The following is a 24,794-nucleotide window of genomic DNA, read 5'->3' on the forward strand; positions in this document are numbered from 1 at the left end:
TAACCGTGTTCAGACTAGAGGCAGGACATGCGCAAAGCTGTCCTGCCTCTTCTGTTTGTGGCGACGCTTGTATCGGCCTGCGGGCATTACCGGCCTGAACAGGTCACCGATGCCTGCCTGATCCTTGAAGACAACCGGTCCTGGTGGCGCGATTTGCGCCGCAGCGAACGGCGCTGGGGTATCCCGCCGGCGATTCAGCTGGCGATCCTGAAACGCGAGTCGAGCTTCAACGCCCATGCCCGCCCGGCCCGCACCCGCCTTCTAGGGATCATTCCCGGCCCGCGGCCGAGTTCGGCCTATGGCTACGCCCAGGCGCTCGATGGCACGTGGGACTGGTACCGGGACGAGACGGGCAATCGCGGTGCGGACCGCGACGATTTCGGCGATGCCGTCGACTTCATCGGCTGGTATGGCCAGATGAGCGGCCGACTGTCGAACATCCGGCACGACGATGCCCGCGCCCTCTACCTCGCCTATCACGAGGGCCATACGGGCTATAATCGCGGTACCTATCGCAGCAAGGGCTGGCTGATGCGGGCCGCCGACGAGGTCGCCCGCGATGCGGCGCGGTATCAGGGCCAGCTCGACGGGTGTGAACGCCGGCTCAATCGCGGCCGCTTCTGGCTGCTCTAAGGCTGCACAGACCCCTTCGATTCTGGCATGACTCGGGGCATGAGCCGCCCCGAATCGCAATCCGATCTGTTCTCCGCGCCCGCCTCGCCGAAACCGCGAGAGGAGGCACCGAAGCCTGCGTCGGCGAAGCCCGCCGCTACGGAGGATGTGAAGCCGGCTGCCGCGGCGCCCTCGGCTCCCTCCGGATTCGGCGGAGGTTATGACGCATCGCAGATCGAAGTGCTTGAAGGCCTCGAAGCCGTCCGACGCCGCCCCGGCATGTATATCGGCGGCACCGACGAACGCGCCCTGCATCATCTCTTTGCCGAAATCCTCGACAACTCGATGGACGAGGCTGTCGCGGGCTGGGCGGACCGGATCGAGATCCGGCTTGATTCCGAGGGATCGGTGACGGTCGTCGATAACGGCCGGGGCATCCCGGTCGATCCGCATCCGAAATTCCCGAACAAGTCGGCGCTTGAGGTCGTGCTGACGACGCTGCACGCGGGCGGCAAGTTCTCCGACAAGGCCTACAAGACGTCCGGCGGCCTCCATGGCGTGGGTATCTCGGTGGTGAACGCCCTCGCCTCGGAGCTTGATGTCGAAGTGGCGCGTGATCGGACGCTCTACGCCCAGAAATATTCACGCGGGCTGCCGCTCGGTCCGCTGGAGACGGTCGGTCCGACGCCGAACCGGCGCGGCACCTCGATCCGATTCGTGCCGGACACGCAGATCTTCGGCGAACGCGCACATTTCCGCCCGGCCCGCCTGTTCCAGATGGCGCGGTCGAAGGCCTATCTGCGCCGAGGCGTCGAGATTCGCTGGAAGTGCGCGCCGGAGCTCGTCGAAGGCACGGAAACGCCGCCTGAGGCCGTGTTCTCCTTCCCGGGTGGTCTTGCCGACCGGCTGGCGGAGATCGTCGCCAAGAAAGCGCTCGTCACGACCGACCGCTTTACCGGCAAGATCGAACGCGAGGAAGGCCATGGCGGGGTCGAATGGGCGATCGCCTGGTCGGCGAACGGTTTCGGGGAGGCCGACGGTTTCATCGATTCCTACTGCAATACCGTCCCGACTCCGCAAGGCGGTACGCATGAACAGGGTCTGCGGAATGCGCTGACCAAAGGGCTTCGCGCCTATGCCGAACTGTCCGGCGTCAAGAAGGGCGGGCTGATCACGCCGGACGACGTGATGGGCACGGCCGGCGCGCTCGTCTCCGTCTTCGTCCACGACCCGGAATTCCAGGGCCAGACCAAGGACCGGCTGGCGACACCGGAAGCGACGCGCATGGTCGAGACGGCCGTGCGCGACCGGTTCGATCACTGGCTCGCCGGATCACCGAAAGAGGCCGAGCGCCTGCTCGCCTGGTGTATCGAGCAGGCCGAGGATCGCCTGAAGCGGCGCAAGGAAAAGCAGGTCAAACGCCAGACGGCGTCGCGCAAGCTGCGCCTGCCCGGCAAGCTCGCCGACTGCAGCCGTGCGGGGTCGGACAATACCGAGATTTTCCTCGTCGAGGGCGACTCGGCCGGCGGCTCCGCGAAACAGGCCCGCGATCGACAGACGCAGGCCATCCTGCCGCTGCGCGGCAAGATCCTGAACGTCGCGTCGGCCAGTCTCGACAAGATCGCCGCCAATCAGGAAATCCAGGACCTGACGCTGGCGCTCGGCTGCGGCACCGGGGCCCGCTTCAATATCGACGATCTGCGCTATGAGCGCGTCGTGATCATGACCGACGCCGATGTCGACGGGGCGCATATCGCCGCGCTGCTGATCACCTTCTTCTACCGTTCCATGCCCGACCTGATCCGGTCCGGGCGCCTGTTCATGGCGCAGCCGCCGCTCTACCGCCTGAGCCAGGGCGGCAAGACCGTCTACGCCAAGGACGACGCGCACCGCGAACAACTGACCCGGGAGGTCTTCAAGAGCGGGAAGGTCGAGATCGGCCGCTTCAAGGGCCTCGGCGAGATGACGCCGCCGCAGCTGAAATCGACGACGATGGACCCGTCCACGCGCCAACTCGCCCGCATCACGTTCGACGACGCCGCACGCCCCTCTTTCGAGGCGCTGGTCGAGACGCTGATGGGCCGCAAGCCCGAACTGCGCTTCGAATACATCCAGACCCACGCGCCGGATTTCGGGGCCTCGATCGACGTTTGACGTAGACCCGCCGTCATGTGTTGAATGCCGTGGCGCCGACACTTGGCGCGGACGCAATTCTTGGGGTGGGAGCAACATGATTTCCGACATGACGCGATGGGCAGCCATTCTGGCTGCAACGGTCGCGCTGGCATCGTGCGACCGGGGCGGAGAGACGCCTTCAGGCAGCGATGACGGCGACGCGGCCGCGACCGGCAGTACCAACACAGACGAGAGCGGCGACAGCGATATCGTCCGGATCAATCTCGATCCTTATCCGTCGACCTATGCGCCGCTGCCGAGCGGCACGACGCTGATCACCAACGCCACGATCTTCGACGGTGTGGGCGGCCGGATCGAAAACGGCAGCGTGCTGATCGTCGACGGACGCATTTCCGCGATCGGAACCGATATCGAAGCACCGGAGGACGCGACCGTCATCGATGCGTCTGGCCGCTTCGTGACGCCGGGCGTTATCGACATCCACTCCCACCTCGGCGTCTATCCCTCACCGAGCGTTTCCGCGCATTCGGACGGCAATGAGCTTACCCAGCCGAATACGGCCGAAGTCTGGGCCGAGCACAGCGTCTGGCCGCAGGATCCGGGCTTTGCCCGCGCGCTCGCCGGCGGCGTGACCACGCTTCACGTCCTGCCCGGTTCGGGCAATCTGTTCGGCGGCCGCGGTGTGACCCTGCGCAATGTGCCGTCACGTACGGTCCAGGGCATGAAGTTCCCTGACGCGCCCTACACGCTGAAGATGGCGTGCGGCGAAAACCCGTCGCGCGTCTATGGCAATCGCGGCTCCTCGCCTGCGACGGACATGGGCAATATGGCCGGTTACCGGGCGTCCTGGATCCGCGCGCGCGACTATCGCGACAGCTGGCACGAATACTGGGAAGACGCGGAAGCAGGCGAAGAAGCCACACCGCCAACCCGGGACCTCGAGCTCGACACGCTGATGGGCGTGCTCGACGGTGAAATCCTCGTGCAGATGCATTGCTACCGCGACGATCAGATGGCCCAGGTCATCGATATGATGCACGAGTTCGACTACCAGGTGACGACGTTCCACCACGCGGTGGAAGGCTATCAGGTCGCCGACCTCTTGCGCGACAACGACATCTGCGCAGCGGTCTGGGCCGATTGGGGCGGCTTCAAGATGGAAGCCTATGACCCGATCCGTGAAAACCTCGCCCTGATCCACGCGGCGGGTGCCTGCGCGATGATTCACTCCGACGACGGGCTCGGCATCCAGCGGCTCAATCAGGAGGTCGCCAAGGCGCTTTCCGATGGCCGGCGGCTGGGCCTCGACATCTCCGAGGAAGAGGCGTTTGCCTGGCTCACGTCCAACCCGGCGCGCGCGCTTGGTATTTTCGACGAGACCGGATCTCTTGAAGCCGGCAAGCGCGGCGACGTCGTGATCTGGTCCGCCAATCCCTACTCGACCTATGCGGTCGCCGATCAGGTCTTCATCGACGGCGCCCTGATGTATGACCGCAGCGACCCCGACCGCCAGCCGGTGAGCGATTTCGAACTCGGCCAACCCGGTGAAGGAGACGACTGATGCAACGCCTTCTTTCTCTTCTCGCCCTTGGCCTCGCAGCCACCGGCCCTGCCCTCGCGCAGGAAATCGCCGTCACCAATGGCCGTGTCATCACGAACACCGATCAGGGTGTGATCGAAAACGGGACCGTTCTGATCCGTGACGGCGTCGTCGTCGCGGTCGGCGGCGATGTCGCCATTCCCGAAGGCGCGCGTACGGTCGACGCCGAAGGCGGATGGATCACCCCGGGCATTTTCGCCCCCTTCACCCAGCTTGGCCTGATCGAGGTCGCGCTGGAAGATTCGGCCAATGATGCGTCGGCATCGGAAACCGGTTTCTCCGTGGCGATCGACGTGTCGGATGCGTTCAATCCGCGCAATTCCTACATCGCGTCGAACCGGATCGAAGGTTTGACCCGCTTTGCCGTCTTCCCTTCGACGGGTGAGGAATTGTTCGCGGGCCAGGGCGCGCTCGGCAATACCTCCGGCCGGAACGATTCCCTGTTTGAATTCGGCAGCTTCGTTTTTGCCGACCTCAGCCAATCGGGTGCGGCAACCGCGGGCGGGTCCCGCGAAGCGGCCTGGCTTTTCCTTGAGGCGGCTTTCGACGATGCCCGGGCCTATCCCGGCCGGTATAGCGGCGGATCGGAGGGCAATGTACTCAGCCGTCTGGATGCCGCAGCGCTGGTCGATGTCACGCGGGGCCGTGTGCCGCTGGTGATGTCTGTCGACCGTGCTTCCGACATACTGCGGGCGATCCGCTTCGCAGAGGAACACGCTCCGGTCCGCCTCATCATTCAAGGCGGCGCGGAAGCGTGGATGGTGGCGAGCGAGCTGGCCGAAGCGGACATCCCGGTCCTGATCGACCCCGTGCGCAACCTGCCCTTCTCGTTCGACTCGCTCGGTTCGACGCTGGAAGCCCCGGCGCGCCTTGATGCCGCCGGTGTCACGGTCGCCTATACGACCGAGACGGCGGACGGGTATTTCAATGCCCGCCTGCTGCCACAGCACGCCGGTAATGCCGTCGCGCACGGTGTGCCGTGGGACGACGCCTTCCGGGCGATCACCCTGACTCCAGCGGAAGTCTATGGCGTGGGTGACCAGTATGGCGCTCTGGCGCCGGGCTATGTCGCGGACGTTGTCGTCTGGGACGGGGACCCGCTCGAAGTGATGAGCGCACCGACCCATGTTTTCATCGATGGCCAGGAAACCGAGATGGAGTCGCGGCAGACCCGTCTGGCGGAACGCTATCGCGACATCGAAGACACAACGCCGTTCGGCTATCGCCATTAGGCAGGCCTGTGCGTTGACTCAATAAGCGCGCCGATTATGGTGCGCGCGACCTCGCGGGCGGCCGCTCCATTCTGGGGCGGCCGTTCCCGTTTGACGCATCAAGTCAGGTAGGAATGAGTTTCAAAGACCTGGGGCTGAGCCCCGCGCTTCTCAACGCGCTCGACGCGGCCGGATACACAGAACCCACGCCCATTCAGGCGGGAGCCATTCCGATTGCGCTATCGGGACGCGACGTGCTGGGCATCGCCCAGACGGGAACGGGCAAGACCGCTTCCTTCACTCTGCCCCTGATCGAACGCCTGTCGAAAGGCCGCGCCAAGGCGCGCATGCCGCGCTCGCTGATCATCACGCCGACGCGCGAACTCGCGGCGCAGGTCGCGGAGAATTTCGAAAAATACGCCGTCAATACCAAGCTGACGATGGCGCTGCTGATCGGTGGCGTGGCGCTCGGACCGCAGGAGCAGGTGCTCAATCGCGGCGCTGACGTGGTCGTTGCGACCCCGGGCCGGCTGCTGGACCTGTTCGAACGCGGCAAGGTCCTGCTCGCGGATGTCCAGATCATGGTGGTCGATGAAGCCGACCGCATGCTCGACATGGGTTTCATCCCCGACATTGAGCGGATTTTCTCGCTGGTGCCGCCGAAGCGGCAGACGCTTTTTTTCTCGGCGACCATGCCGAAGGAGATTCAGCGGCTTGTCGATCGCTTCCTGAAGGATCCCGAGCGGGTCGAAGTCTCGCGCCCGGCCTCGACTGCGACGACCGTCCGGCAAACGCTGATCCGAGTGAAAGATCGCACGCCCGGCGCGAAGCGCGACGCGCTGCGCACCGCCCTCGATCGGGACGGCGTGAAGAACGGGATCATCTTCTGCAACCGCAAGCGCGACGTCGATGTCGTGGCCCGGTCGCTGCAAAAGCACGGTTTCTCGGCCGCACCGATTCACGGCGACCTCGACCAGTCGACCCGTACGGCAACGCTGGACAAGTTCAAGTCCGGTGAAGTCCGCTTCCTGGTCGCCAGCGACGTTGCTGCCCGTGGCCTCGACATTCCCGCCGTCAGCCACGTCTTCAACTACGACATTCCCCATCATGCCGACGACTATGTCCACCGCATCGGCAGAACCGGCCGGGCGGGACTTCTGGGCGAAGCGGTGTCACTCGCCGGTCCTGAGGATGGCAAGAATCTCGCCGCGGTCGAGGCCCTGATCGGATCGAAGATCGAACTGGCGGATTTTGCGAAAACAAAATCGAAGTCCGGGCCGGATACGAAGTCCGAGCCGGCTGAGCAGGACGAACCGGCCGAACAGAGGGCGGCTCAGCCGTCCGTTGAAAAGGCCCCGGAAGGCCGGTCCGAGGAGAACAAGGGCCGCCGCAAGCGCGGCGGACGTGGCCGCAAGACCCAATCTGACGCGACCGAAGCGGACTCAAGGCCCGCACGCGGAGATAAATCTTCGCGGAATGATCGCGATGGCGGGAAAATTCTCGGCTTTGGTAACGACGTTCCGGCCTTCTTTCGCAATTCCTGACCGATTCAGGCCGGCCGTTTACCTGATCTTTTCTCTTCGCCGCTAGCGTTCCACATCAACGGGGCGGCCTGCAAGGGTCGATGCGGAGAGAAGGACGGCACCGTGAGTGGACGTTTGCAGAACCGGGCAGAAGGCTGGGCACTGGCACGTAAAGCGCTGGATTATATGGAGGAATTCAACATTCCTCCGTCAGCGGAAAACTACGCGATCTGGTCTTCCTACGCCTGCGATCACAACAATGAGCTGTGTGACGCGATCGACAAGCACATCGATGAAGGCCGGGCATTCGACCAGCCCTTTCTCGACACGCTCTACGAAAAATATTTCAGCCTGAAGCGTCTTCAGGACGCGGTGATGGCCAGCTCCGGGCAGATGTCCAAGGAATTGGGCGAAGTGCGCGAATCTCTCCGCGCCGCCCATCGCGACCAGATCGATTATGGCAAGACGCTGCAGGGCGCGACCGGCGATCTGGACGGCGAGACCGACCCCGAGGCGCTGCGCCAGATGGTGCAGACGCTGATTGATGCCACGGCGAAGATGCAGGAACGCTCTCGCAATCTCGAACGCCGGCTGCACGAAACATCGAGCGAGGTGACTCAGCTTCGCAGCAATCTGGAACGCGTGCGCGAAGAAGCGATGACCGATGCCCTCACCGGCATCGCCAACCGCAAGCGATTCGACGAGATGCTGCGCAAAGGCCGCCGCGAGACCGAAGCCGACGGTCAGCCCCTGTGCCTGCTTCTTTGCGATATCGACCACTTCAAGCGCTTCAACGACACCTGGGGCCACCAGACGGGCGACCAGATCATCCGCTTCGTCGCTGGCTGCATGACCCGTCACGCAGAGGAACACCAGACCGTCGCCCGCTATGGCGGCGAGGAATTCGGCATCGTTCTGCCGAGGACCAAGCTGGCCGACGCCGCGGCGATCGCGGAGAAGATCCGCAAGACGGTCGAATCCAAGAAGCTGATGCGCAAGTCGACCAATGAGGACCTGGGCAATATCACCATTTCCATGGGGGTCGCCCAGTTCCGCGCCGGAGAGTCCGTCGAATCGCTGATCGAGCGTGCCGACAGCAATCTCTACAAGTCCAAACAGAATGGCCGGAACCGGGTCACGACCGAAGATCCGGCCGACGTCGCCAACGCTGCCTAGACGTCTCTCGACCAGACCGGGAAAGACTGCTTCACTCCCCCGCAAGGGGGAGTGACTCGTTTTGGACACGGATCACACGCTGAAACGCAGTTTGCGCGGAGAGCGCTTCTTCCGGTGGCGGGGCCGCGACGTCACGCGCCTCGAAAACCTCTCGGACATCGTCTTCGCATTATCGCTGACGTTGATCGTCGCCTCCGCCGTACCGGCCAGCTTTGCCGAATTGCAGGCGCTTTGGCGCGAGGTGATCGCGGTCGGCATGTGTTTCGCGCTGGTTCTGTTGATCTGGTCGAAGCACCACGCCTTCTTTCGCCGCTACGATCTTGAGGACGGGATCACACTCTTCCTGAACTCGGCCGTGCTCTTCCTGATCATGGTTTTTGCCTATCCGTTGAAATTCCTTGCGACTTTCCTCGTGACCTTCTTCACGCGCGGTTACGCTTCCGGACATGAAATCGGAGCCGTAATGACGTTTGAACAGACCGGCATGATGGTGACGATCTATGCCGCCGGCTACGCCGCCGTATTCGGTCTTTTCGCGCTGCTCTACGCCCATGCGCTACACCGGGCGGACGTTCTGGAACTGTCGGATGCGGAAAAGGAAATGACCCGGCTGGAAGTTCGGCAAGGCATCGCTTCCGTCGCCATATCGCTGTGCGCCATTGCCTTGGCCTTGGCGCTGCCGGCCAGGTTCACGCCGTTCGCCGGCAGCGTCTATTTCTTCATTGGTCCGGTGATGGCCTGGCTGTCGAGCCGGGCGCGCAAGCGGGCTGAGGCCTACGAGGCCAGCGGCGGCGCGGTTTCCTGAAAGGACGGCCGCTCCGACCAGCGGTCAAAGAGCGCGGTAAGGCCAGGCCGCCCAGTGCGCCAGTGGCTCTCCGGATAGCGGAAATCGAGATATCCAAGCGCGACGGCGATCGCCACGGCCCCGAGATCGACCGCACCGCCGAATTTGTCGGATTCGGACTCGAGCTGATCCAGGGCACGGCGGACACCATTTTCCTGGCGCTCGATCCAGAATTTGGACGGTTCGGCATCCGGCTTGGTCAGCTCGACCCGCCGCGCGACGGTCAGGTCGATCATGCCGTCTGCGAGCGCCTCGAAGCGCAGAACCCGCCAACGGGCCGGGCCGGATTTGGGGATCCAGCGCGGATCGGACTGCGCATCGATGAAGTCGCAGATCAGCGGCGAATTGACGAGCGTCGTCGCGCCTTCGCGGGTCAGGGCCGGCACCTTGCCGAGCGGGTTGTTCTCCAGAAGCTCGGCGCCATTGTCGAACGGGTGCGCAACGATCTCCTCGATCCGAGAGGTCAAGCCCTTCTCACGCAGCAGCACGCGGCATTTGCGGGCGTAGGGCGAGGTTTCGGAGATGTAGAGCTTCATGGCCGGTCCCTTGAGGCGCGCGGCGCGCCTGACGGACACAGATAGTCCCGTGCCCTTCGAAAGGGAATCCGGCAGTCAGCGAATAACTGAGGAAAAGTGTCAGCTATCCAGCTTTGCCGGAACCAGCGTGACGCTTTCGCCGCACCCGCAAGCATCGGTCTCGTTCGGATTGCGGAACACGAATTTCGAATGCAGCGTCGTGGTCTCGTAATCGATAACGGAACCGAGCAGGAAAAGCAGCGACTTGCCGTCGACCACGATGGAGACGCCCTTGTCATCGACGCGTTCGTCGAGTGCGTCAGGCTCCGTGACATAATCCATAACGTATTCCATGCCGGCGCAGCCGCCATTCTTCACGCCGACGCGGAGATAACCGGCATCACGGCCGGCCATGAGTTCCTTGACGCGGTCAGCGGCCGAGTCGGTCAGGCTGAGGGCTTTGGGGCGTTCGCGGGTCATGGTGTCGCCTAGAGCATGTTGAGTTGGAGCCTGGCCTCGTCCGTCATGCGGTCCGGGGTCCAGGGGGGATCGAAGACAAGGTTCACATCGGCGCGGGTGACGCCTTCGACCGTTTCGGCGGCGTCCTTCACCCATCCCGGCATTTCGCCGGCGACCGGACATCCGGGCGCGGTCAGGGTCATCTCGATCTTCAGCGAATAATCGTCGTCCAGATCGACCTTGTAGATCAGACCGAGCTCGTAGATATCGACCGGGATTTCCGGGTCGAAGACGGTTTTCAGCGCCGCGACGACTTCGGTGGTGATCCGTTCGATTTCCTCGGGCGGGATGGCCGAAACGCTGCCCACGGTCATCTCGTCAGCGGGCACAGGCTCGCTGCCGCCGCTCGAAGGCGGAGAGGACAGGTCGATCACGTCGCGTTTCACTGTATCGGTCATGGCACTCATCTAGGTGAGAAACTCGCGCGCCTTGTTCAAGGCGCTGAGAAAGGCGTCAACATCTTCAGGGGTGTTGTAGACAGCGAAGCTGGCGCGCGCGCTGGCGCTGACGCCCATGCGCCGCATCAGCGGCTGGGCGCAGTGGTGGCCCGCCCTCACCGCCACGCCGTAGCGATCGAGGATCTGCGCGATGTCATGCGGGTGCGCCCAGTCGGCCGCGAAAGACAGGATCGCTCCCTTTTCCTGTGCCGTGCCGAGGATGCGAACACCGTCCATCGCGGACAGTCCCTGCGTCGCGCGATCGAGCAGCGCCTTCTCGTGCTCCATCACCGCCGTGCGGTCGAGGCCGGTCATCCAGTCGATGGCCGCGCCTAGGCCGATGACATCGGCGATGGAAGGCGTTCCCGCCTCGAACTTGTGCGGCACGTCGGCAAAGGTCACGCCGTCCTCGAACACATCGGCGATCATCTCGCCGCCGCCGAGGAAGGGCGGCAACCGGTCGAGCCAGTCGCCTGACGCGTAGAGCGCCCCGGCCCCGGTCGGGCCATAAAGCTTGTGACCGGTCAGGGCGAAGAAATCGCAGCCGATCTCCGACACGTCGACGGCCATGTGAACCGCTGATTGGGAGCCATCGATCAGAACAGCCGCGCCCCTGGCGTGCGCCAGTTCCGTTATGCGGCTGGCGTCGGTGGCCGTGCCGAGCACGTTCGACATGTGGGTGATGGCGACGAGTTTCGTCTTCGGCCCGATCAGCGCCTCAAGCGCGGCGTAGTCGAGTTCGCCCGCATCGGTGACCGGAGCCCATTTCACTTCGACGCCCGCGCGCTCCTTGAGGAGGAGCCAGGGCACGATGTTGGAATGGTGCTCCATCTGGCTGAGGACGATCTCGTCTCCGGGCTTCAGCGTGCTGCCGAAGCTGTAGGCGACGAGATTGATCGCCTCGGTCGTGCCGCGAGTCAGCACGATCTGCTCGGGCCGGTCCGCACCGATGAAGCGCGCGACCTTCTCTCGGGCCCCCTCGAAGGCCGCCGTCGCCTCGTTGGCGAGCGTATGCAGCCCCCGATGCACATTGGCGTAGCTATGCTCGTAGACACCGCTGACCGCATCGATCACCGCGCGCGGCTTCTGGGCCGAGGCGGCGCTGTCGAGATAGACGAGCGGCTGGCCGTTCACTTCGCGCTTCAGGATCGGGAATTGCTCCCGGATCGCGGCGACATCGAGGGTGGGAACTTTGACGGGCGCGTTCATTGGAATGCCCCCCACCCCAACCCTCCCCCGACGGGGGAGGGAGAAGACACGCCATACCCATTCCCTCCCCTTAAGGGGAGGGTCAGGGTGGGGTGAAGGATCAAAGAGCTGTTCACGACAGCGCCTCCAGACCCGTCACCAGGTCTTCAAGCAGCGAGTCACGGATCTGCGGATCGCGAATCCGATCAAGGGGTTCGGCAAGGAAGCTGCGGATCAGAATCGCCCGGGCCTGTGCCTCGGGCAGGCCACGCTGGCGCATGTAGAACAGCGCCGTCTCGTCGATCGCACCGAGCGCGTTGCCGTGCGCGCACTGCACGTCATCGGCGTAGATTTCGAGCTCGGGCTTGGCGTCAATTTCGGCGCGATCACCCAGCATGAGGGCCCGGTGCGTCATGCGCGCGTCGGTGCGCTGCGCCTCGCGTTCGACATGGATCTTGCCCTGAAAGACGCCGTGGCCGTGCGAGGCCACCGCGCCCTTGGTCAGTTGGGACAGGTTTCCTTCCGGACCGGAGATAGTGGCTGTCGTCGTCAGGTCGGCATGGCGGTTCGGCGCCAGCAGATAGACTGCGTCCATCACCGCCTCGGCCTTGGCGCCGGGATGGGCGAGATGGGTTTCGAGACGCACCAGCTTGCCGCCGAAGGTCAGTGTCGTCTGGCGCAGGGACGCGCCCTCACCCAGATCGACCCCGCTGGAGACGGCCAGGATTCCCGGGCAATCGCCTATCGAGACGATACGATCCAGCGAGGCGCCCTCACCGATCCGGTAGAGCACCGCGATATTGGCGAAACCGCCGTCCGCGACGCTCAGTCGTTCACGCACCTGCGCCGAGACACCCGTCGGCACTTCGACCACGTAGATGGCGTGACCAACGCCGACAGATGCTGTCACTTCGAGCGACAGGCTTTCGCCCTCGCTCAGTGTGTAGATGCGGGCCTCACCGCCGAGCGCGCCGGCAAGACGCGGCAGAATATCGGTTGGGGCATGTCTGATCGGCAGCTTCGCATCGGGTTCACGCGTTCCGGTGATCGCGATCGTGCCTGCCTCGGTGATGTTGCCGGTCAGGCGGCGCAGATCGGTCCATTTCCAGGCTTCGTCGCGCTTGTTCGGCAGACCGCGGTTTTCCAGCGCGGCGCGCGTGGCCGCACGCCAGCCGGTCGCGCCGTCGAGCGCGTCCAGCAGGGCCGTTTCGGCGGGTGTGAGTTTCAACGGGAGAGTCATACGAATACCCCCCACCCCAACCCTCCCCCGCGAGGGGAGGGAGAAGAAACGCCGAGGCCATTCCCTCCCCTTGAGGGGAGGGTCAGGGTGGGGTGACTGTCGAAAACTGAAGTCACGCCGCCCTCACATATTTGTCGTAGCCCTCGGCCTCGAGCTCCTTGGCGAGTTCCGGACCGCCAGAAGCCACGATGCGGCCTGCGCTCATCACATGCACCTTGTCCGGCGCGATATAGTCGAGCAGGCGCTGATAGTGGGTGATGACCAGCATGGCGCGGTCCGGCGAGCGTAGCGCATTGACGCCTTCGGACACGACTTTCAGCGCGTCGATGTCGAGGCCGGAGTCGGTTTCGTCGAGGATCAGGAAGCGCGGTTCGAGCACCAGCGCCTGCAGGATTTCCATCCGCTTCTTCTCGCCGCCGGAGAAGCCGACATTCACAGGCCGCTTCAACATATCCATGGAAACGTTAAGTATCGCTGCCTTTTCACGGATCAGGCGCATGAAGTCCGGGGCCGAAACCTCCTCCTCGCCGCGCGCCTTGCGCTGGGCATTCAACGACTCGCGAATGAAGGTGAGGGTCGGCACGCCGGGGATTTCGACCGGATACTGGAAAGACAGGTAGAGGCCGCGCGCGGCGCGCTCTTCCGGTTCGAGATCGCCGATATCCTCGCCCTCGAAGCTGACCTTGCCCTCTGTGACGTCGTAACCGTCGCGGCCGGTCAGGACGTAGGACAGGGTCGACTTGCCCGAGCCGTTCGGGCCCATGATGGCGTGCACCTCGCCCTTCGGGACGGACAGGTCCAGACCCTTCAGGATGGGCTTTGCGCCATTATCGACGGAAGCGTGGAGATTCGAAATTTCAAGCATCGGCATGGGGAGGTCTTTCCGGGCGGTCTGTGCGCCTCTTATTCGATTGAATCCGCTTGGTTCATCACGGCAGCGCAATAGAAGTCCACGCCGCGGCCGACCGCGCCGGTCGCAAGCGTACAGGTCGCCGACTCGTCGCTGTCGAACGTGATCGAGACGGCCGCTTCGAGGTCGAGCGCCTCGCCATCCCAGGCGTAGAAGCTGGCATAGTGCTCGATCGCGCTGGACCGTGCCTGAACGACGAACAGGCCGGGCGCGACGGCCTCGAAGGTGTGACCGCTGATTTCGCGGCTGGCGACGGTATAGCCGCGCTCGCCGCCCATGATCAGCAGCATTTCGGTGTTCACATTACCGGTGATCAGCGGGACCAGAATGTCGTCGAACCCGTTGCCGTCGAGGTCTTCAAGGCGAGGATAGAAGAAGCTCTCGGTCTCGAACTCATCGGTCCACAGGCAGTCACCTTCGGCGTTCGTAACGATCAGGATACCGCTCTCGCCCCACTCGCCAGGCTCGAAGGTGAAGGTCGCGGTCGCGCCATCGGCTGTGGTCAGCACACAATCCTGATGCGTGCCTCCGTATTCCAGATCGGCGCAGGACGGCAGGGAAGCGGTTTGAAGCACCAGCGCGGCGAAAATGGAAATCATGACCCTGCCCTTCCCCTGTAATCCGCGAGCGAACGCTCCGGATCGACCTTGTCACGCACGCTCAGAATGAAAGCGCCGATGCCCATGAGGACGCCGGCAGCGATGCCGACGAATTGCATCAGTGGCGAACCGCCCGCGTCGAGCACGATCACCACGAACATCGCGAGCGCAGCGGCCAGCGCGAAGGTGACGATCCAGCCAGCCGCCGCGATCGGCGCGAAGGCGCTGTTCGTCTTCGCCGGGTCGAGGCGGGCGAACCAGTAGGTCATCACCCGACACTCCCCTCGAGGCTGACGGCGAGGAGTTTCTGGGCCTCGACCGCAAACTCCATCGGCAGTTCCTGAAGCACTTCGCGCACGAAGCCGTTCACGAGGAGCGCGGTCGCCGCCTCTTCGTCGAGACCGCGCTGGCGGGCGTAAAAGAGCTGGTCTTCTGACAGCTTGGTCGTCGTCGCCTCGTGCTCCAGCACCGCCTTGGGCGTCTTGCACTCGACATAAGGAACCGTGTGAGCGCCGCAGCGGTCGCCGATCAGCAGGCTGTCGCACTGGGTGAAGTTGCGCGCGCCTTCCGCCTTGGCGTGGACCGAGACGAGGCCGCGATAGGTGTTGTCCGACCTACCCGCCGAAATGCCCTTGGAGATGATGCGCGAGCGCGTATTGCGTCCCAGATGGATCATCTTGGTGCCGGTATCGGCTTGCTGCGCGCCATTGGTGACGGCGATGGAGTAGAACTCACCCACAGAATTGTCGCCGCGCAGGATGCAGGACGGGTATTTCCAGGTGATCGCCGAGCCGGTCTCGACCTGGGTCCAGGAGATCTTGGAATTGCGGCCGCGGCAATCGCCGCGCTTGGTCACGAAATTGTAGACTCCGCCCTTGCCGTTCTCGTCGCCCGGCCACCAATTCTGGACGGTGGAGTACTTGATCTCCGCGTCGTCGAGCGCGACCAGTTCCACGATGGCGGCGTGCAGCTGGTTCTCGTCGCGCATCGGCGCGGTACAGCCCTCGAGATAGGAGACGTAGCTGCCCTCGTCCGCGATGATCAGCGTGCGCTCGAACTGGCCCGTGCCTTCGGCATTCATCCGGAAATAGGTCGACAGCTCCATCGGGCAGCGGACGCCCTTCGGGACGTAGACAAAGGTGCCGTCGGAGAAGACGGCGCTGTTCAGCGTCGCGAAGAAATTGTCGCTCTGCGGCACGACGCTGCCGAGATATTTCCGGACGAGTTCCGGGTGCTCCCGGATCGCCTCGGAGATCGACATGAAGATGACGCCGGCCTTCGCCAGTTCCTTCTTGAACGTCGTGGCGACCGAGACGCTGTCGAACACGGCATCGACCGCGACTTTCGGCGTCTCACGGGCATCCGCAGCGGTCTCCGCCGCGCCCTTCACGCCGAGAAGCACTTCCTGCTCGCGCAGCGGAATGCCGAGCTTCTCGAAGTCGGCGAGGATTTCCGGCGGTACGTCGTCGATCGACTCGTATTTCGTGCCCGACTTCGGCCCGGCGTAATAATAGATGTCGTCGTAATCGACCGGCGTGTAGCGGACCTTCGCCCAGGTCGGCTCCTCCATCTGCAGCCAGCGGCGATAGGCGGCGAGACGCCAGTCCAGCATCCACTCCGGCTCTTCCTTCTTGGCCGAAATGAAGCGGATCACCTCTTCGCTCAGCCCTTTGGGCGCACGTTCCTGCTCGATGTCCGTGGTGAAGCCGTATTTGTACTTCGAGGATTCGAGCGCCTCGACGTCGCGGACGGTTTCCCGGGCGATGGAGTCCTTGACCTGAACCATCAGGCAATCTCCTTCAGCCTGGGCGCGACCCGCGCATATTCGCGCGTCCACGCCTTGATGAATTGATCGATGTCGGCCTCGGTCGTGCTCCAACCGAGACTGACGCGAATGCCGCAGCGCGCGAGGTCTTCGCCGACGATCGCTGTCCAGGGGCGGGGCGCGGTCGATTTGCCGGACGAGCACGCGGAGCCCGCGCTGATGCAAATCCCGGCGAGGTCCAGCGCGATCACCTGCATGCCGCCATCCCAGCCGGGAATGGCGATCGCCAGACAGTTGGGCGTACGCGGCACATCGCCGCCGATGACGACCGCATGCGGTGCGGCGGCACGGATGGCGATTTCCGCCTTGTCCCGCAACGCGGCGAGCCCGGTGTATTGTTCCTCGTCACGTACAGCGGCCTCGACCGCAGCGGCGAAGCCGCAGGCGCCCGGAACGTTCTCTGTGCCGGAACGGCGGCCCTTCTCCTGACCCCCGCCGCGGCGCGGCAGGTCGCATGGTGCATCACACGACACGATCAGCGCGCCGACGCCCTGCGGGCCGCCGACCTTGTGCGCCGAGATCGAGGCGTAATGCGCGCCGGAGCGACCGAAATGGAAGCCGGTCTTGCCGAGCGTCTGCACGGCATCGACCAAAAGCAGGCCTTCGGCGGCGCGGATCATTGCGCCGGCCTCGTCGATCGGCTGGATGACGCCGGTTTCGCTGGTGACGGCCTGCAGGCAGGCGAAGGGACGGCCCTCGGTATCGCGATCCCAGTTCGTCAGCCGCTGTTCGAGCCAGCGCAAATCGATCTGGCCGTTCGGAAGGGCCGGAACGATTTCGACCGGATAGCCGGTCGCGTGTGCGCCCATCCAGGCCGCGTCATGCTCCAGCACCGAAACGAGAATGCGCTTTACGTCCGGGCAGGTCAGCGCCGCGGCAATCGCCAGATTGTTCGATTCCGTGCCGCCGGAGGTGAAGGTCAGATCTTGAGACCGCGTGCCGATCGCCTTTGCAATCGCCGAGCGCGCGTTTTCCAGCAGGGTGCGCGCACAGCGCCCGGCCCCGTGAACGGAAGACGGATTTCCGCCGATCGCCATCGCCTTCAGCATGGCGTCCCGGGCCTCGGGCCGGATGGGCGAGGTTGCGTTATGATCGAGATAGACGGGCAAAATCTACTCCGCAGCCATGCCTGCGACGGAAGCTTTCGAGGGTTTCGGCATGCGCGGATCGCTGAACGCCATGCTCGCGGCGCCCATGACGCGATGCTCAACCACGTCTTCCAGCGTGATCGAATTGAAGAACAGGAAGATGTGACGGCCCAGCTCGTCCCAGACGTCGTGCGTGATGCACCGCATGCCGGTCTTCATGCAACCCTTCGGATTGCCGGCGCAGCGGCGCGGATCGATGTCTTCCTCGACCGCCTTGATGACGTCCGACAGCCGGATTTCATTGGCAGGACGCGCCAGGCTGTAGCCGCCGCCGGGGCCGCGGGCCGACGCCACGACATTGCCGCGGCGCAGCTTGGCGAACAATTGTTCAAGATAGGAAAGCGAGATTGCCTGGCGCGAGGCAATGTCGGCCAGCGTGACCGGACCTTCGGCATCGCGAGAGGCCAGATCGGCCATCGCCATCACCGCATAACGGCCCTTGGTGCTCAACTTCATGACATTCCTCCCCTAAAGGCTCGCATCGCCCGGGTCGCCTGTGCTATCAGGCCCGCCATCTCAACCAGCGTTCCGCTGGCTTCATCGCAGGAACTAATTATCTGACCATTGGAGTCAAGAATTAACGCGGCAGATTAGCGCACCTTGGCGCAGTGAATGAGCCGCTTACCTGACTGGAATGGTAGGGTATCACAGATCGGACCTTTTGCAGCATGCCTGACGTCATCATTCCCGGCCCGGCCGGCCGCATCGAAGGCAAGTACAGCCCCGGCAAGGGCGAGACCCCGCCGATCGCGCTGATTCTCCATGCTCACCCTCTGGGTGGCGGGCATATGGAGAATGTCTCCTCGCTGATGATGTACGACATCTTCCGCAAGCGCGGCTTCGCGACGCTGCGGTTCAATTTCCGCGGCGTAGGACGCAGCGAAGGCACCTATGATCAGGGCCTCGGCGAATTGTCCGACGCGGCGACCGCGCTCGACTGGATCCAGACCTATAACGGCAATGCACCCTTCTCCTGGGTCGCGGGGCATTCCTTCGGCGCATGGATCGGCATGCAGCTTCTGATGCGCCGCCCGGAAGTGGCCGGCTTCATCTCGGTCGCGCCGCCGACCAACATGTACGACTTCACCTTCCTCGCGCCCTGCCCGGCCTCCGGCCTGATCGTCCACGGCAGCGACGACCGCATCGTCCCGGCCGACGACATGGAGCGCGTGATGAGCAAGGTGCGCGCCCAGAAGGGCATCGACATCCGCCGCCAGATCGAACCCGGCGCGGGGCACATGTTCACCAATCACATGGAGCAGCTGGAAAAGCGGATCGAGGACTATCTCGACGAGCGCCTGCCCATCGTGTTCCGGGAACGCGCCACGGAGTAGCTCAGGCCCGCGCGATCTCGCCGCCGGTCATCGGCTCCGGCACGCCGGTGGTCGTCGGGATCGACAATGGCACGCCGCGCACAGAGCGGACGGCAAGCCAGGCGAAGGCCTGCGCCTCCATCAGATCCCCGTTCCATCCCGCCGCCTCGACCGGTTCGACCGGGCAGCCCGCAGCGTTTGCGATTGCCTCCATCATCGCCGGGTTCTTGCGGCCGCCGCCTGTCGCCAGAACGCGGCGCGGCGTTCCCATTGAGCGGATCGCATCGCCAACCGTTTTCGCGGTGAAAGCGGTCAGTGTGGCCGCGCCATCCGTGGGAGAGAGGCCTTCGACCGGCTGCAGCGAGAAATCCCACCGGTCGAGCGATTTGGGCGGCGTCTTTGCGAAGAAGGGGTGCTCCATCAGCGCAGAGAGCGCCTTGGTATCCACCGTCCCTGCGCGCGCCAGTCGGCCGTCGCGGTCGAAATTCTCGTCTGTGTGCCGGGCGCACCAGGCATCGAGGAGGCCGCTGGCCGGACCCGTGTCGAAGGCGACGGGCGGTGCATCCGCCATCAGCCAGGTGACGTTGGCAACGCCTCCGAGATTGAGCACGGCGAGCGGCAGGTCCTGCCCGTCCCGCTCGGCGAGCGCGGCGTGGTAGAGCGGCGCGAGCGGCGCACCCTGGCCACCGGCCTCCACATCCATTGTCCTGAAATCGTAGACCACATCGATCCCGAGCCGGCGCGCGAGCGCCTCGCCATCGCCGAGTTGCCGCGTCGCTCCGGGCACGTCGCCGGCCGGCGCGCGGTGCAGCACGGTCTGACCGTGAAAGCCGATCAGGTCGATATCGTCGGGGTGCAGGCCATTCTCCCGGATCAGGCGCTGCACGGCATGGGCGTGCGCGTCGATCAGGACGTGGTTAGCGGCTTCGAATTCTTCCGGGTCGTCGCCCTCGAATTTCCATTTGAGCGCGGCATCGACTGCCGCCTGCAGCAGGGCACGCTCTTTCGGGGAGTAGGGCTGTTCGAGACCGGGGCCGAAATCGACCACGGACTCGCCGTCGGTCTCGATCAGGGCGGCGTCGACCCCATCGAGCGACGTCCCGCTCATCAATCCGATGACGCGGTACATATCTCCCCTTTCCGTTTCGGCGCGCACGCCGCTAAAAGACGCAACTCAACCGACCAGTCCGGGAATGCCGAAGATGAGCCAGCACCGATCCGATCTCGTCCGTATCCTTGTCGAGCGCGGCTATCTTTATCAAGCCACCGATATCGATGGAATTGACGAAGCGGCCGCCAAGGGCGGTCTGACCGGCTATATCGGCTTCGACGCGACGGCGGATTCCCTGCATGTCGGCTCGCTGGTGCAGATCATGATGCTGCGCCGGATGCAGCAGGCCGGCTGCAAGCCGATCATCCTTATGGGCGGCGGCACGACGAAGATCGGCGACCCGTCCGGCAAGGACAAGTCGCGCTCCATGCTGACCAACGAGCAGATCGCTGCGAATGTGAAGGGTATTCTGAAGCCCTTCTCGAAACTCGTCGCGATCGGCGATGGTCCGACCGACGCCATCGTCGTCGACAATGATGACTGGCTGTCGGGCTTCGGCTATCTCGAATTCCTGCGCGAATATGGGCCGCACTTCACGATCAACCGCATGCTGACCTTCGATTCCGTCAAGCTGCGGCTGGAGCGGGAACAGCCCCTCACCTTCCTCGAATTCAACTACATGCTCTTGCAGGCGGTCGACTTCCTGGAACTGAACCGCCGTACGGGCTGCCGTCTGCAGCTTGGCGGAGCGGACCAGTGGGGCAATATCGTCAATGGTGTCGAGCTGTGCCGGCGGGTCGACGGCAAGGAAGTCTTCGGCTTCACCACGCCGCTGATCACCACGGCGTCCGGCGCGAAGATGGGCAAGACGGCGGAAGGCGCGGTCTGGCTCAACGCGGACCAGCTCGCGCCCTATGGCTACTGGCAGTTCTGGCGCAACACGGAAGACGCCGATGTCGGCAAATTCCTGAAACTCTTCACCGATCTGCCGATGGACGAAATCGCGCGCCTCGAAGCGCTGCAGGGCGCGGAAATCAACGACGCGAAGGTTGCGCTGGCAAACGCGGCGACGGCGTTGCTGCACGGCGAGGCCGCTGCACAGGATGTAGAGGCGACGGCGAAATCGACCTTCGGCAGCGGCGGCGTGGGCGATGCCCTGCCGACCTTCACCGTGCCGTTGTCTGCACTGAAGGACGGATCGATGGTGATGCCGGCGGCGCTGGAGCTGGCACAGCTGACCGGGTCGCGGGGCGAAGCTCGCCGCAAGATCCAGGAAGGTGCGGTGAAGGTGAACGACGCGGCCGTGACGGACGTGCACCACGCCCTCAGCGAGGCCGATCTTCGCGATGGCGCGATCAAGCTGTCCCTCGGCAAGAAGAAGCACGCCCTGTTGCGCGCCGAAGGATAGTCATTCCGGCTCGGCCGGGGTCTCCGCCGGAGGCGGAGCATCCTCTGCGGGCGGATCCGACGCTGACGGTTCTTCGGGTGTTTCCCGTTCGGCGTTCAACGCATCGCGTTCCGCCTGCTGTTCGGCCCGGGCGCGCGCGGCGCGCTCGGCCGCCGTGCCTTCGAACATCCGGCGCAGCACACCCGGCACCAGTGCTGACAGCGGATTGGCAAAGACGGTCGGCTGGTCGAACGGGCCGGACACCGAGAAAGTGATCCCGATCACGCCTTCGCCCTCACGGGAGACCAGAAGCCCCCCGACGAGCGGCAGGTTTCCGAACAGGGAATTGAGCCCGTAGGAGGGCGCGATCACGCCGTCGAGACCCATGGTTTCCTCGTCGAGGTCGACACTGCCATCGACGGTCACGCCGAGGGCCGGACCTGCCGCGCGGGCATTGGCGATGCCGAGCACGCCGTCGCGCAGGGTCAGGTCGGCTTCGAGTGTCTCGAACGGAATGCCTCCGCCATTCAGCAAGGCGGACAGGCCCTCGAGCGACCCTGCTGCGAGAATGCGGGCCAGAACCGGCATTCGCACCAGAGTGAAGTTTCCGGCCTCGACGCGAAGATTGGTCGTGCCGTCTTCTCCGGGCGGCGGAAGCGCGCCCTCGAGCCGCAGCACGCCACCATCGACATTTTCGTAGAGGCCGAAGATCTGCAGCATGCGCCCGAAATTCGGGGCCTCGATCCAGAAGCGGCGCATTTCACCCAGGCCCGTCCCCGTCATCTGGGCCGTGAATTGCCCCTCCGGCGCCTCACCGGTCACGATCAGGCTGTCATTGCCAGCGCCATCCGAGCGCCAGGCCAGTGAGACCTCCTCGTAAACACTGGTTTCGGTGGTGTTCACCCGGTCGAGCCGAAGGTCGATCGACAGCGGCGGTGCCGCGCCGCCCTCTCCCGTCGTGTCCAGCACATCAACGAACAGTCCAGCCGCGTTGAAATACTGCCCGTCAGCCACCAACGTCAGCCGTCCATCCTCGCCCTGCCGGGACACGTCCAGACCGGTTTCCAGAAAGCCATCGACAAAAAGGCGGGGCACAGTCGCGGACAACAGCCGGCCATCGGCTTCGAAACGCGCGCTGGCCTCGACTTCGAGGCCATCGCCTTCGAGCCGGAAGGATTCGACAATACGTTCTCCGCCCTCGCCGACCCGGAATGTCAGCTCGGCGGTCGCGGGCTCGCCCGCCTCCTTGGTCCAGTACTCGCCGGGGGCCTCGATCACCGCGTCCGTGAGGTCGGACGTCAGCCGGATCTGCGAGAATTCGAGACCGTTACCGACCGTCTCGGCGACCACTGCCACCGGTCCGTCCACGAAACGGCGTAGGGGAAGTCCGAAATCGTCGAAGCTGCGCGAGTCGAGCGTCGATCTCAGCTGTACCCGGGTCGAAGGCTCGCCTGCCTCCATCGTCAGGTCTTCCGTCCAGACGATCTGCGCCGGTGAGGCACCGATGTCCGCATTGCCTTCAGCAAACAGCGTCGTGTTATTGGCCGTCAGGCGCAGTGTGCCGTTGTTCAGTGCCGTGTTGCCGACGCCCGTCGGCATGGAAATGTTCTCGAAGTCCGCCTCGATGTTGAAGATCACGTCCTCGACCGGCACTTCGCTCAGCATCGAGCGGCGGATTTCGAATCGGACCGTGCCCTGCCCCGTCACGCTCGCCGGATCGAGGCCGTAATCGCTCGGGATGTGCAGCGGTTCCTCGTCGATCAGGGCCAGTACGTCGCCAGCCTCAGCGCGACCCGCCCCGCCGAAGCGCGCCACCGCCCCCTTCGGATTGAGGCGCGGAATGTCGACGAAACCCTCGGTCATGACCATGTCGCCGATCCGGCCTTGCTCGAGCGTCAGGTCGAAAGCATTGCCATGGAGGACGGCCGATCCGCTCGCCCCGGTCATCGGGGTCATCGTCGTGATGTAGTGGAAGGAGGCGTTGGAGAAATCGAAGGTCAGCGAGAGGCTGTCATTCGGAAGCATGCCCGCGGTCAGCGACTCCGCCTCGATATCGAGATCGAGCTGCGCATTTCGCAATTGTCCCGATATCACGTGTTCATCGACCCAGACCCGCGCGCCATCGGCCAGGTCGATCGGCCAGTATGCCAGCACTTCGCGCGGCCCGATCCGCCCTCCGATGGGGCCCTGCAGGCGAATATCGGGCAGCCATCGTCCGTCCTCCAGTTCACGCAAGGCGACTCTGCCGTTGAGCCGGGCCGAGATATTCCCAATCTCCAGTTCGAAGGCATCAAAATCCGTGGTGAGCGCTTCGGCATCGGCCGACCCCGAAAGCGCGATGCGCTGCCATTCAGGGGGCGCGTCGAATACGCCTGGCAGGTCCGTGCGGCCGTCCGTCAACGCGATCTCGTAGCGCCAGCGCCGCGGCAATGCGTCGGTGAAACCGCGCATCTCGTAGACGCGGCCCGAGAAGCCCGTTGTCAACGCTTCGGAAGCAAGCGTGCCTTCGCTTAGTGTGATTTCGCCAAGTTCGGGATCGTAGCCGAGACGCAGGCGCGCGCCTTCGAAGCCGATCGTCTCTTCTCCAAAGCGGATGCTGCCGGCGCCGGCTTCAAGGGTCATCTCGGCGGCGCGCACACCTTCGGTTCGCGCAGCACTGGCGAACAGATCGACCGAAAGCGGCGCATCCAGAGCGCCGAGACCGGCATAGGGACCGCTGAACGGGGCGACCGCGCGCGGAAACAGGTTCCGGGCCCGCAGTTCGAGGATCAATGTCTCGAGATCGGCGCCGGCCTCGATGCGCGCCTCGACCGGCGCGAGACCGGCGGTGGTCACGAACTCCCCGTTCAACCACGCGGCGAGACGGGCATCACTGCGTTCGATGCGCAGACCTGCATCCTGGATCAGCCAGGAAAAGCCGTTGACGGCATCCTGCACGTGAACGGACGTGTTCTCGATCGAAAGGTGGCGAAGGCGCCCGAGGAGCGGAGACCGGGCCGGATCGCGCAGCAGCTCCAGCACGGCGTCCGTATTCAGCGCAGACCCGGTTGGCCGGGCCGACGCGGCGACGATTTCCGGCGGCCCCAGACCCGCACCGACCGCCCCGTCCGCGCGGCGCACGAGCGAGACCACGCCGCCTTCCACGTGAACCGTGACCGGCTGCACCTGGCCGAAAATCAGGGCATCGAGTGCCAGACCCGCTTCAATCACCGGTGCGCGGGCAATCACCACGCCGCCGGTTTCGGCTACCGTGATGTCCGTGGCACGGATCAGAATCAGGCCTTCATCCGCATTGTAGCGCGCTTCGAGCCGGCCAAGGGAGACCAGATCCCCTTCGAACATCTCGGCAAGTGCCGACTGTGCATCTTCCCGGAACACGTCGAGAGGCACCGGGCCACGCGACAACCGCCAGAGCGCCGCACCGCCTGCGAAAATCGCGATCAGCAGCACCAGGGCGAGCGCCTCTGCGATGTAGATCAGCGTCCAACGGAGCGAACGGCGGATCATGCCGGCGTGCTCCCCCTAACGGCGAGGCTTGCCCCGCAGCGCGATTGCGCCAT

At 64.5% G+C, this 24,794-nt stretch carries 22 protein-coding genes; 9 read left to right on the forward strand and 13 right to left on the reverse strand.

Annotated features, from left to right (window positions below):
* The first annotated feature begins 27 nt into the window (after positions 1-27).
* The 7 genes from L5876_RS05040 to L5876_RS05070 all read left to right on the forward strand — a co-directional run bounded on the left by L5876_RS05040 (position 28) and on the right by L5876_RS05070 (position 9,063).
* Complete coding sequence (locus tag L5876_RS05040; protein WP_236955001.1) at positions 28-633, forward strand: hypothetical protein; 606 nt, start codon at positions 28-30, stop codon at positions 631-633.
* Between the two features lie 39 nt (positions 634-672).
* Positions 673-2,766, forward strand: a complete 2,094-nt coding sequence (gene parE, locus L5876_RS05045) for a DNA topoisomerase IV subunit B (RefSeq protein ID WP_236955002.1) — start codon at positions 673-675, stop codon at positions 2,764-2,766.
* Positions 2,767-2,854: 88 nt separating this feature from the next.
* Positions 2,855-4,309 carry an amidohydrolase gene (locus tag L5876_RS05050; RefSeq protein WP_236955003.1) on the forward strand — a complete coding sequence of 485 codons (1,455 nt, stop codon included), beginning with the start codon at positions 2,855-2,857 and terminating at the stop codon, positions 4,307-4,309.
* The gene (locus tag L5876_RS05055; RefSeq protein WP_236955004.1) at positions 4,309-5,580 is read left to right on the forward strand and encodes an amidohydrolase family protein; all 1,272 of its coding nucleotides are present in this window, start codon (positions 4,309-4,311) and stop codon (positions 5,578-5,580) included. The genes L5876_RS05050 and L5876_RS05055 overlap by 1 nt, the downstream gene beginning before the upstream one ends.
* Positions 5,581-5,693: 113 nt before the next feature.
* Positions 5,694-7,103: a DEAD/DEAH box helicase gene (locus L5876_RS05060; RefSeq protein ID WP_236955005.1), complete on the forward strand. Its 1,410-nt coding sequence runs from the start codon at positions 5,694-5,696 to the stop codon at positions 7,101-7,103.
* 102 nt (positions 7,104-7,205) lie between these two features.
* On the forward strand, positions 7,206-8,258 hold the full coding sequence (locus L5876_RS05065) for a GGDEF domain-containing protein (RefSeq protein WP_236955006.1): 1,053 nt from the start codon (positions 7,206-7,208) through the stop codon (positions 8,256-8,258).
* 61 nt (positions 8,259-8,319) lie between these two features.
* Entirely contained in the window at positions 8,320-9,063 is a 744-nt protein-coding gene (locus tag L5876_RS05070; RefSeq protein ID WP_236955007.1) for a TMEM175 family protein, read from the forward strand.
* Here the strand turns inward: L5876_RS05070 and L5876_RS05075 are convergent.
* The 11 genes from L5876_RS05075 to L5876_RS05125 all read right to left on the reverse strand — a co-directional run bounded on the left by L5876_RS05075 (position 9,033) and on the right by L5876_RS05125 (position 17,939).
* Positions 9,033-9,638 (reverse strand): glutathione S-transferase N-terminal domain-containing protein, encoded by a 606-nt coding sequence (locus L5876_RS05075; RefSeq protein ID WP_236955008.1) that lies wholly within the window; start codon positions 9,636-9,638, stop codon positions 9,033-9,035. The genes L5876_RS05070 and L5876_RS05075 overlap by 31 nt on opposite strands.
* 99 nt (positions 9,639-9,737) lie before the next feature.
* Positions 9,738-10,097, reverse strand: coding sequence for an iron-sulfur cluster assembly accessory protein (locus L5876_RS05080; protein WP_236955009.1), 360 nt, complete (start codon positions 10,095-10,097; stop codon positions 9,738-9,740).
* A gap of 8 nt (positions 10,098-10,105) precedes the next feature.
* Positions 10,106-10,534 (reverse strand): SUF system Fe-S cluster assembly protein, encoded by a 429-nt coding sequence (locus L5876_RS05085; RefSeq protein WP_236955010.1) that lies wholly within the window; start codon positions 10,532-10,534, stop codon positions 10,106-10,108.
* A gap of 9 nt (positions 10,535-10,543) precedes the next feature.
* A complete protein-coding gene (locus L5876_RS05090) occupies positions 10,544-11,782 on the reverse strand; it encodes an aminotransferase class V-fold PLP-dependent enzyme (RefSeq protein WP_236955011.1) in 1,239 nt (412 codons plus the stop codon).
* A 112-nt stretch (positions 11,783-11,894) separates the two neighbouring features.
* Positions 11,895-12,989 carry a SufD family Fe-S cluster assembly protein gene (locus L5876_RS05095; protein ID WP_236955012.1) on the reverse strand — a complete coding sequence of 365 codons (1,095 nt, stop codon included), beginning with the start codon at positions 12,987-12,989 and terminating at the stop codon, positions 11,895-11,897.
* A 124-nt stretch (positions 12,990-13,113) separates the two neighbouring features.
* Entirely contained in the window at positions 13,114-13,866 is a 753-nt protein-coding gene (gene sufC, locus L5876_RS05100) for a Fe-S cluster assembly ATPase SufC (protein ID WP_369281012.1), read from the reverse strand.
* Between the two features lie 38 nt (positions 13,867-13,904).
* Complete coding sequence (locus L5876_RS05105) at positions 13,905-14,510, reverse strand: hypothetical protein (RefSeq protein ID WP_236955014.1); 606 nt, start codon at positions 14,508-14,510, stop codon at positions 13,905-13,907.
* Positions 14,507-14,779 carry a hypothetical protein gene (locus L5876_RS05110; protein WP_236955015.1) on the reverse strand — a complete coding sequence of 91 codons (273 nt, stop codon included), beginning with the start codon at positions 14,777-14,779 and terminating at the stop codon, positions 14,507-14,509. Before L5876_RS05110 ends, L5876_RS05105 begins: the two co-directional genes overlap by 4 nt.
* Positions 14,779-16,296: a Fe-S cluster assembly protein SufB gene (gene sufB / locus L5876_RS05115; RefSeq protein ID WP_236955016.1), complete on the reverse strand. Its 1,518-nt coding sequence runs from the start codon at positions 16,294-16,296 to the stop codon at positions 14,779-14,781. The genes L5876_RS05110 and sufB overlap by 1 nt, the downstream gene beginning before the upstream one ends.
* The gene (locus L5876_RS05120) at positions 16,296-17,444 is read right to left on the reverse strand and encodes a cysteine desulfurase family protein (protein WP_236955017.1); all 1,149 of its coding nucleotides are present in this window, start codon (positions 17,442-17,444) and stop codon (positions 16,296-16,298) included. The genes sufB and L5876_RS05120 overlap by 1 nt, the downstream gene beginning before the upstream one ends.
* 3 nt (positions 17,445-17,447) lie before the next feature.
* Positions 17,448-17,939: an Rrf2 family transcriptional regulator gene (locus L5876_RS05125; protein WP_236955018.1), complete on the reverse strand. Its 492-nt coding sequence runs from the start codon at positions 17,937-17,939 to the stop codon at positions 17,448-17,450.
* A 212-nt stretch (positions 17,940-18,151) separates the two neighbouring features.
* Between L5876_RS05125 and L5876_RS05130 the strand changes: the two genes are divergently transcribed.
* Positions 18,152-18,817, forward strand: a complete 666-nt coding sequence (locus tag L5876_RS05130) for an alpha/beta hydrolase (protein WP_236955019.1) — start codon at positions 18,152-18,154, stop codon at positions 18,815-18,817.
* Between the two features lies 1 nt (position 18,818).
* Here the strand turns inward: L5876_RS05130 and L5876_RS05135 are convergent, their stop codons facing one another.
* Entirely contained in the window at positions 18,819-19,925 is a 1,107-nt protein-coding gene (locus L5876_RS05135; protein ID WP_236955020.1) for an anhydro-N-acetylmuramic acid kinase, read from the reverse strand.
* Positions 19,926-19,989: 64 nt separating this feature from the next.
* Here L5876_RS05135 and tyrS point away from each other — a divergent pair, with 64 nt between their 5' ends.
* Entirely contained in the window at positions 19,990-21,255 is a 1,266-nt protein-coding gene (gene tyrS, locus L5876_RS05140) for a tyrosine--tRNA ligase (protein WP_370469058.1), read from the forward strand.
* Here the strand turns inward: tyrS and L5876_RS05145 are convergent, their stop codons facing one another.
* Entirely contained in the window at positions 21,256-24,741 is a 3,486-nt protein-coding gene (locus tag L5876_RS05145; RefSeq protein WP_236955022.1) for a DUF3971 domain-containing protein, read from the reverse strand. It abuts the gene before it with no gap.
* Between the last annotated feature and the right edge of the window lie 53 nt (positions 24,742-24,794).

It is taken from the genome of Hyphobacterium sp. SN044 (assembly GCF_021864465.1).
In the GTDB taxonomy this organism is placed as follows: Bacteria; Pseudomonadota; Alphaproteobacteria; order Caulobacterales; family Maricaulaceae; genus Hyphobacterium.

Coding starts and splice junctions, on each gene's coding strand:
- L5876_RS05075 (WP_236955008.1), bottom strand. CDS start 9,638: ATGAAGCTCTACATCTCCGAAACCTCGCCCTACGCCCGCAAATGCCGC.
- L5876_RS05085 (WP_236955010.1), bottom strand. CDS start 10,534: ATGACCGATACAGTGAAACGCGACGTGATCGACCTGTCCTCTCCGCCT.
- L5876_RS05105 (WP_236955014.1), bottom strand. CDS start 14,510: ATGATTTCCATTTTCGCCGCGCTGGTGCTTCAAACCGCTTCCCTGCCG.
- L5876_RS05135 (WP_236955020.1), bottom strand. CDS start 19,925: ATGTACCGCGTCATCGGATTGATGAGCGGGACGTCGCTCGATGGGGTC.
- L5876_RS05145 (WP_236955022.1), bottom strand. CDS start 24,741: ATGATCCGCCGTTCGCTCCGTTGGACGCTGATCTACATCGCAGAGGCG.
- parE (WP_236955002.1), top strand. CDS start 673: ATGAGCCGCCCCGAATCGCAATCCGATCTGTTCTCCGCGCCCGCCTCG.
- L5876_RS05090 (WP_236955011.1), bottom strand. CDS start 11,782: ATGAACGCGCCCGTCAAAGTTCCCACCCTCGATGTCGCCGCGATCCGG.
- L5876_RS05055 (WP_236955004.1), top strand. CDS start 4,309: ATGCAACGCCTTCTTTCTCTTCTCGCCCTTGGCCTCGCAGCCACCGGC.
- L5876_RS05080 (WP_236955009.1), bottom strand. CDS start 10,097: ATGACCCGCGAACGCCCCAAAGCCCTCAGCCTGACCGACTCGGCCGCT.
- sufC (WP_369281012.1), bottom strand. CDS start 13,866: ATGCTTGAAATTTCGAATCTCCACGCTTCCGTCGATAATGGCGCAAAG.
- L5876_RS05060 (WP_236955005.1), top strand. CDS start 5,694: ATGAGTTTCAAAGACCTGGGGCTGAGCCCCGCGCTTCTCAACGCGCTC.
- L5876_RS05110 (WP_236955015.1), bottom strand. CDS start 14,779: ATGACCTACTGGTTCGCCCGCCTCGACCCGGCGAAGACGAACAGCGCC.
- tyrS (WP_370469058.1), top strand. CDS start 19,990: ATGCCGAAGATGAGCCAGCACCGATCCGATCTCGTCCGTATCCTTGTC.
- L5876_RS05040 (WP_236955001.1), top strand. CDS start 28: ATGCGCAAAGCTGTCCTGCCTCTTCTGTTTGTGGCGACGCTTGTATCG.
- L5876_RS05130 (WP_236955019.1), top strand. CDS start 18,152: ATGCCTGACGTCATCATTCCCGGCCCGGCCGGCCGCATCGAAGGCAAG.
- sufB (WP_236955016.1), bottom strand. CDS start 16,296: ATGGTTCAGGTCAAGGACTCCATCGCCCGGGAAACCGTCCGCGACGTC.
- L5876_RS05125 (WP_236955018.1), bottom strand. CDS start 17,939: ATGAAGTTGAGCACCAAGGGCCGTTATGCGGTGATGGCGATGGCCGAT.
- L5876_RS05050 (WP_236955003.1), top strand. CDS start 2,855: ATGACGCGATGGGCAGCCATTCTGGCTGCAACGGTCGCGCTGGCATCG.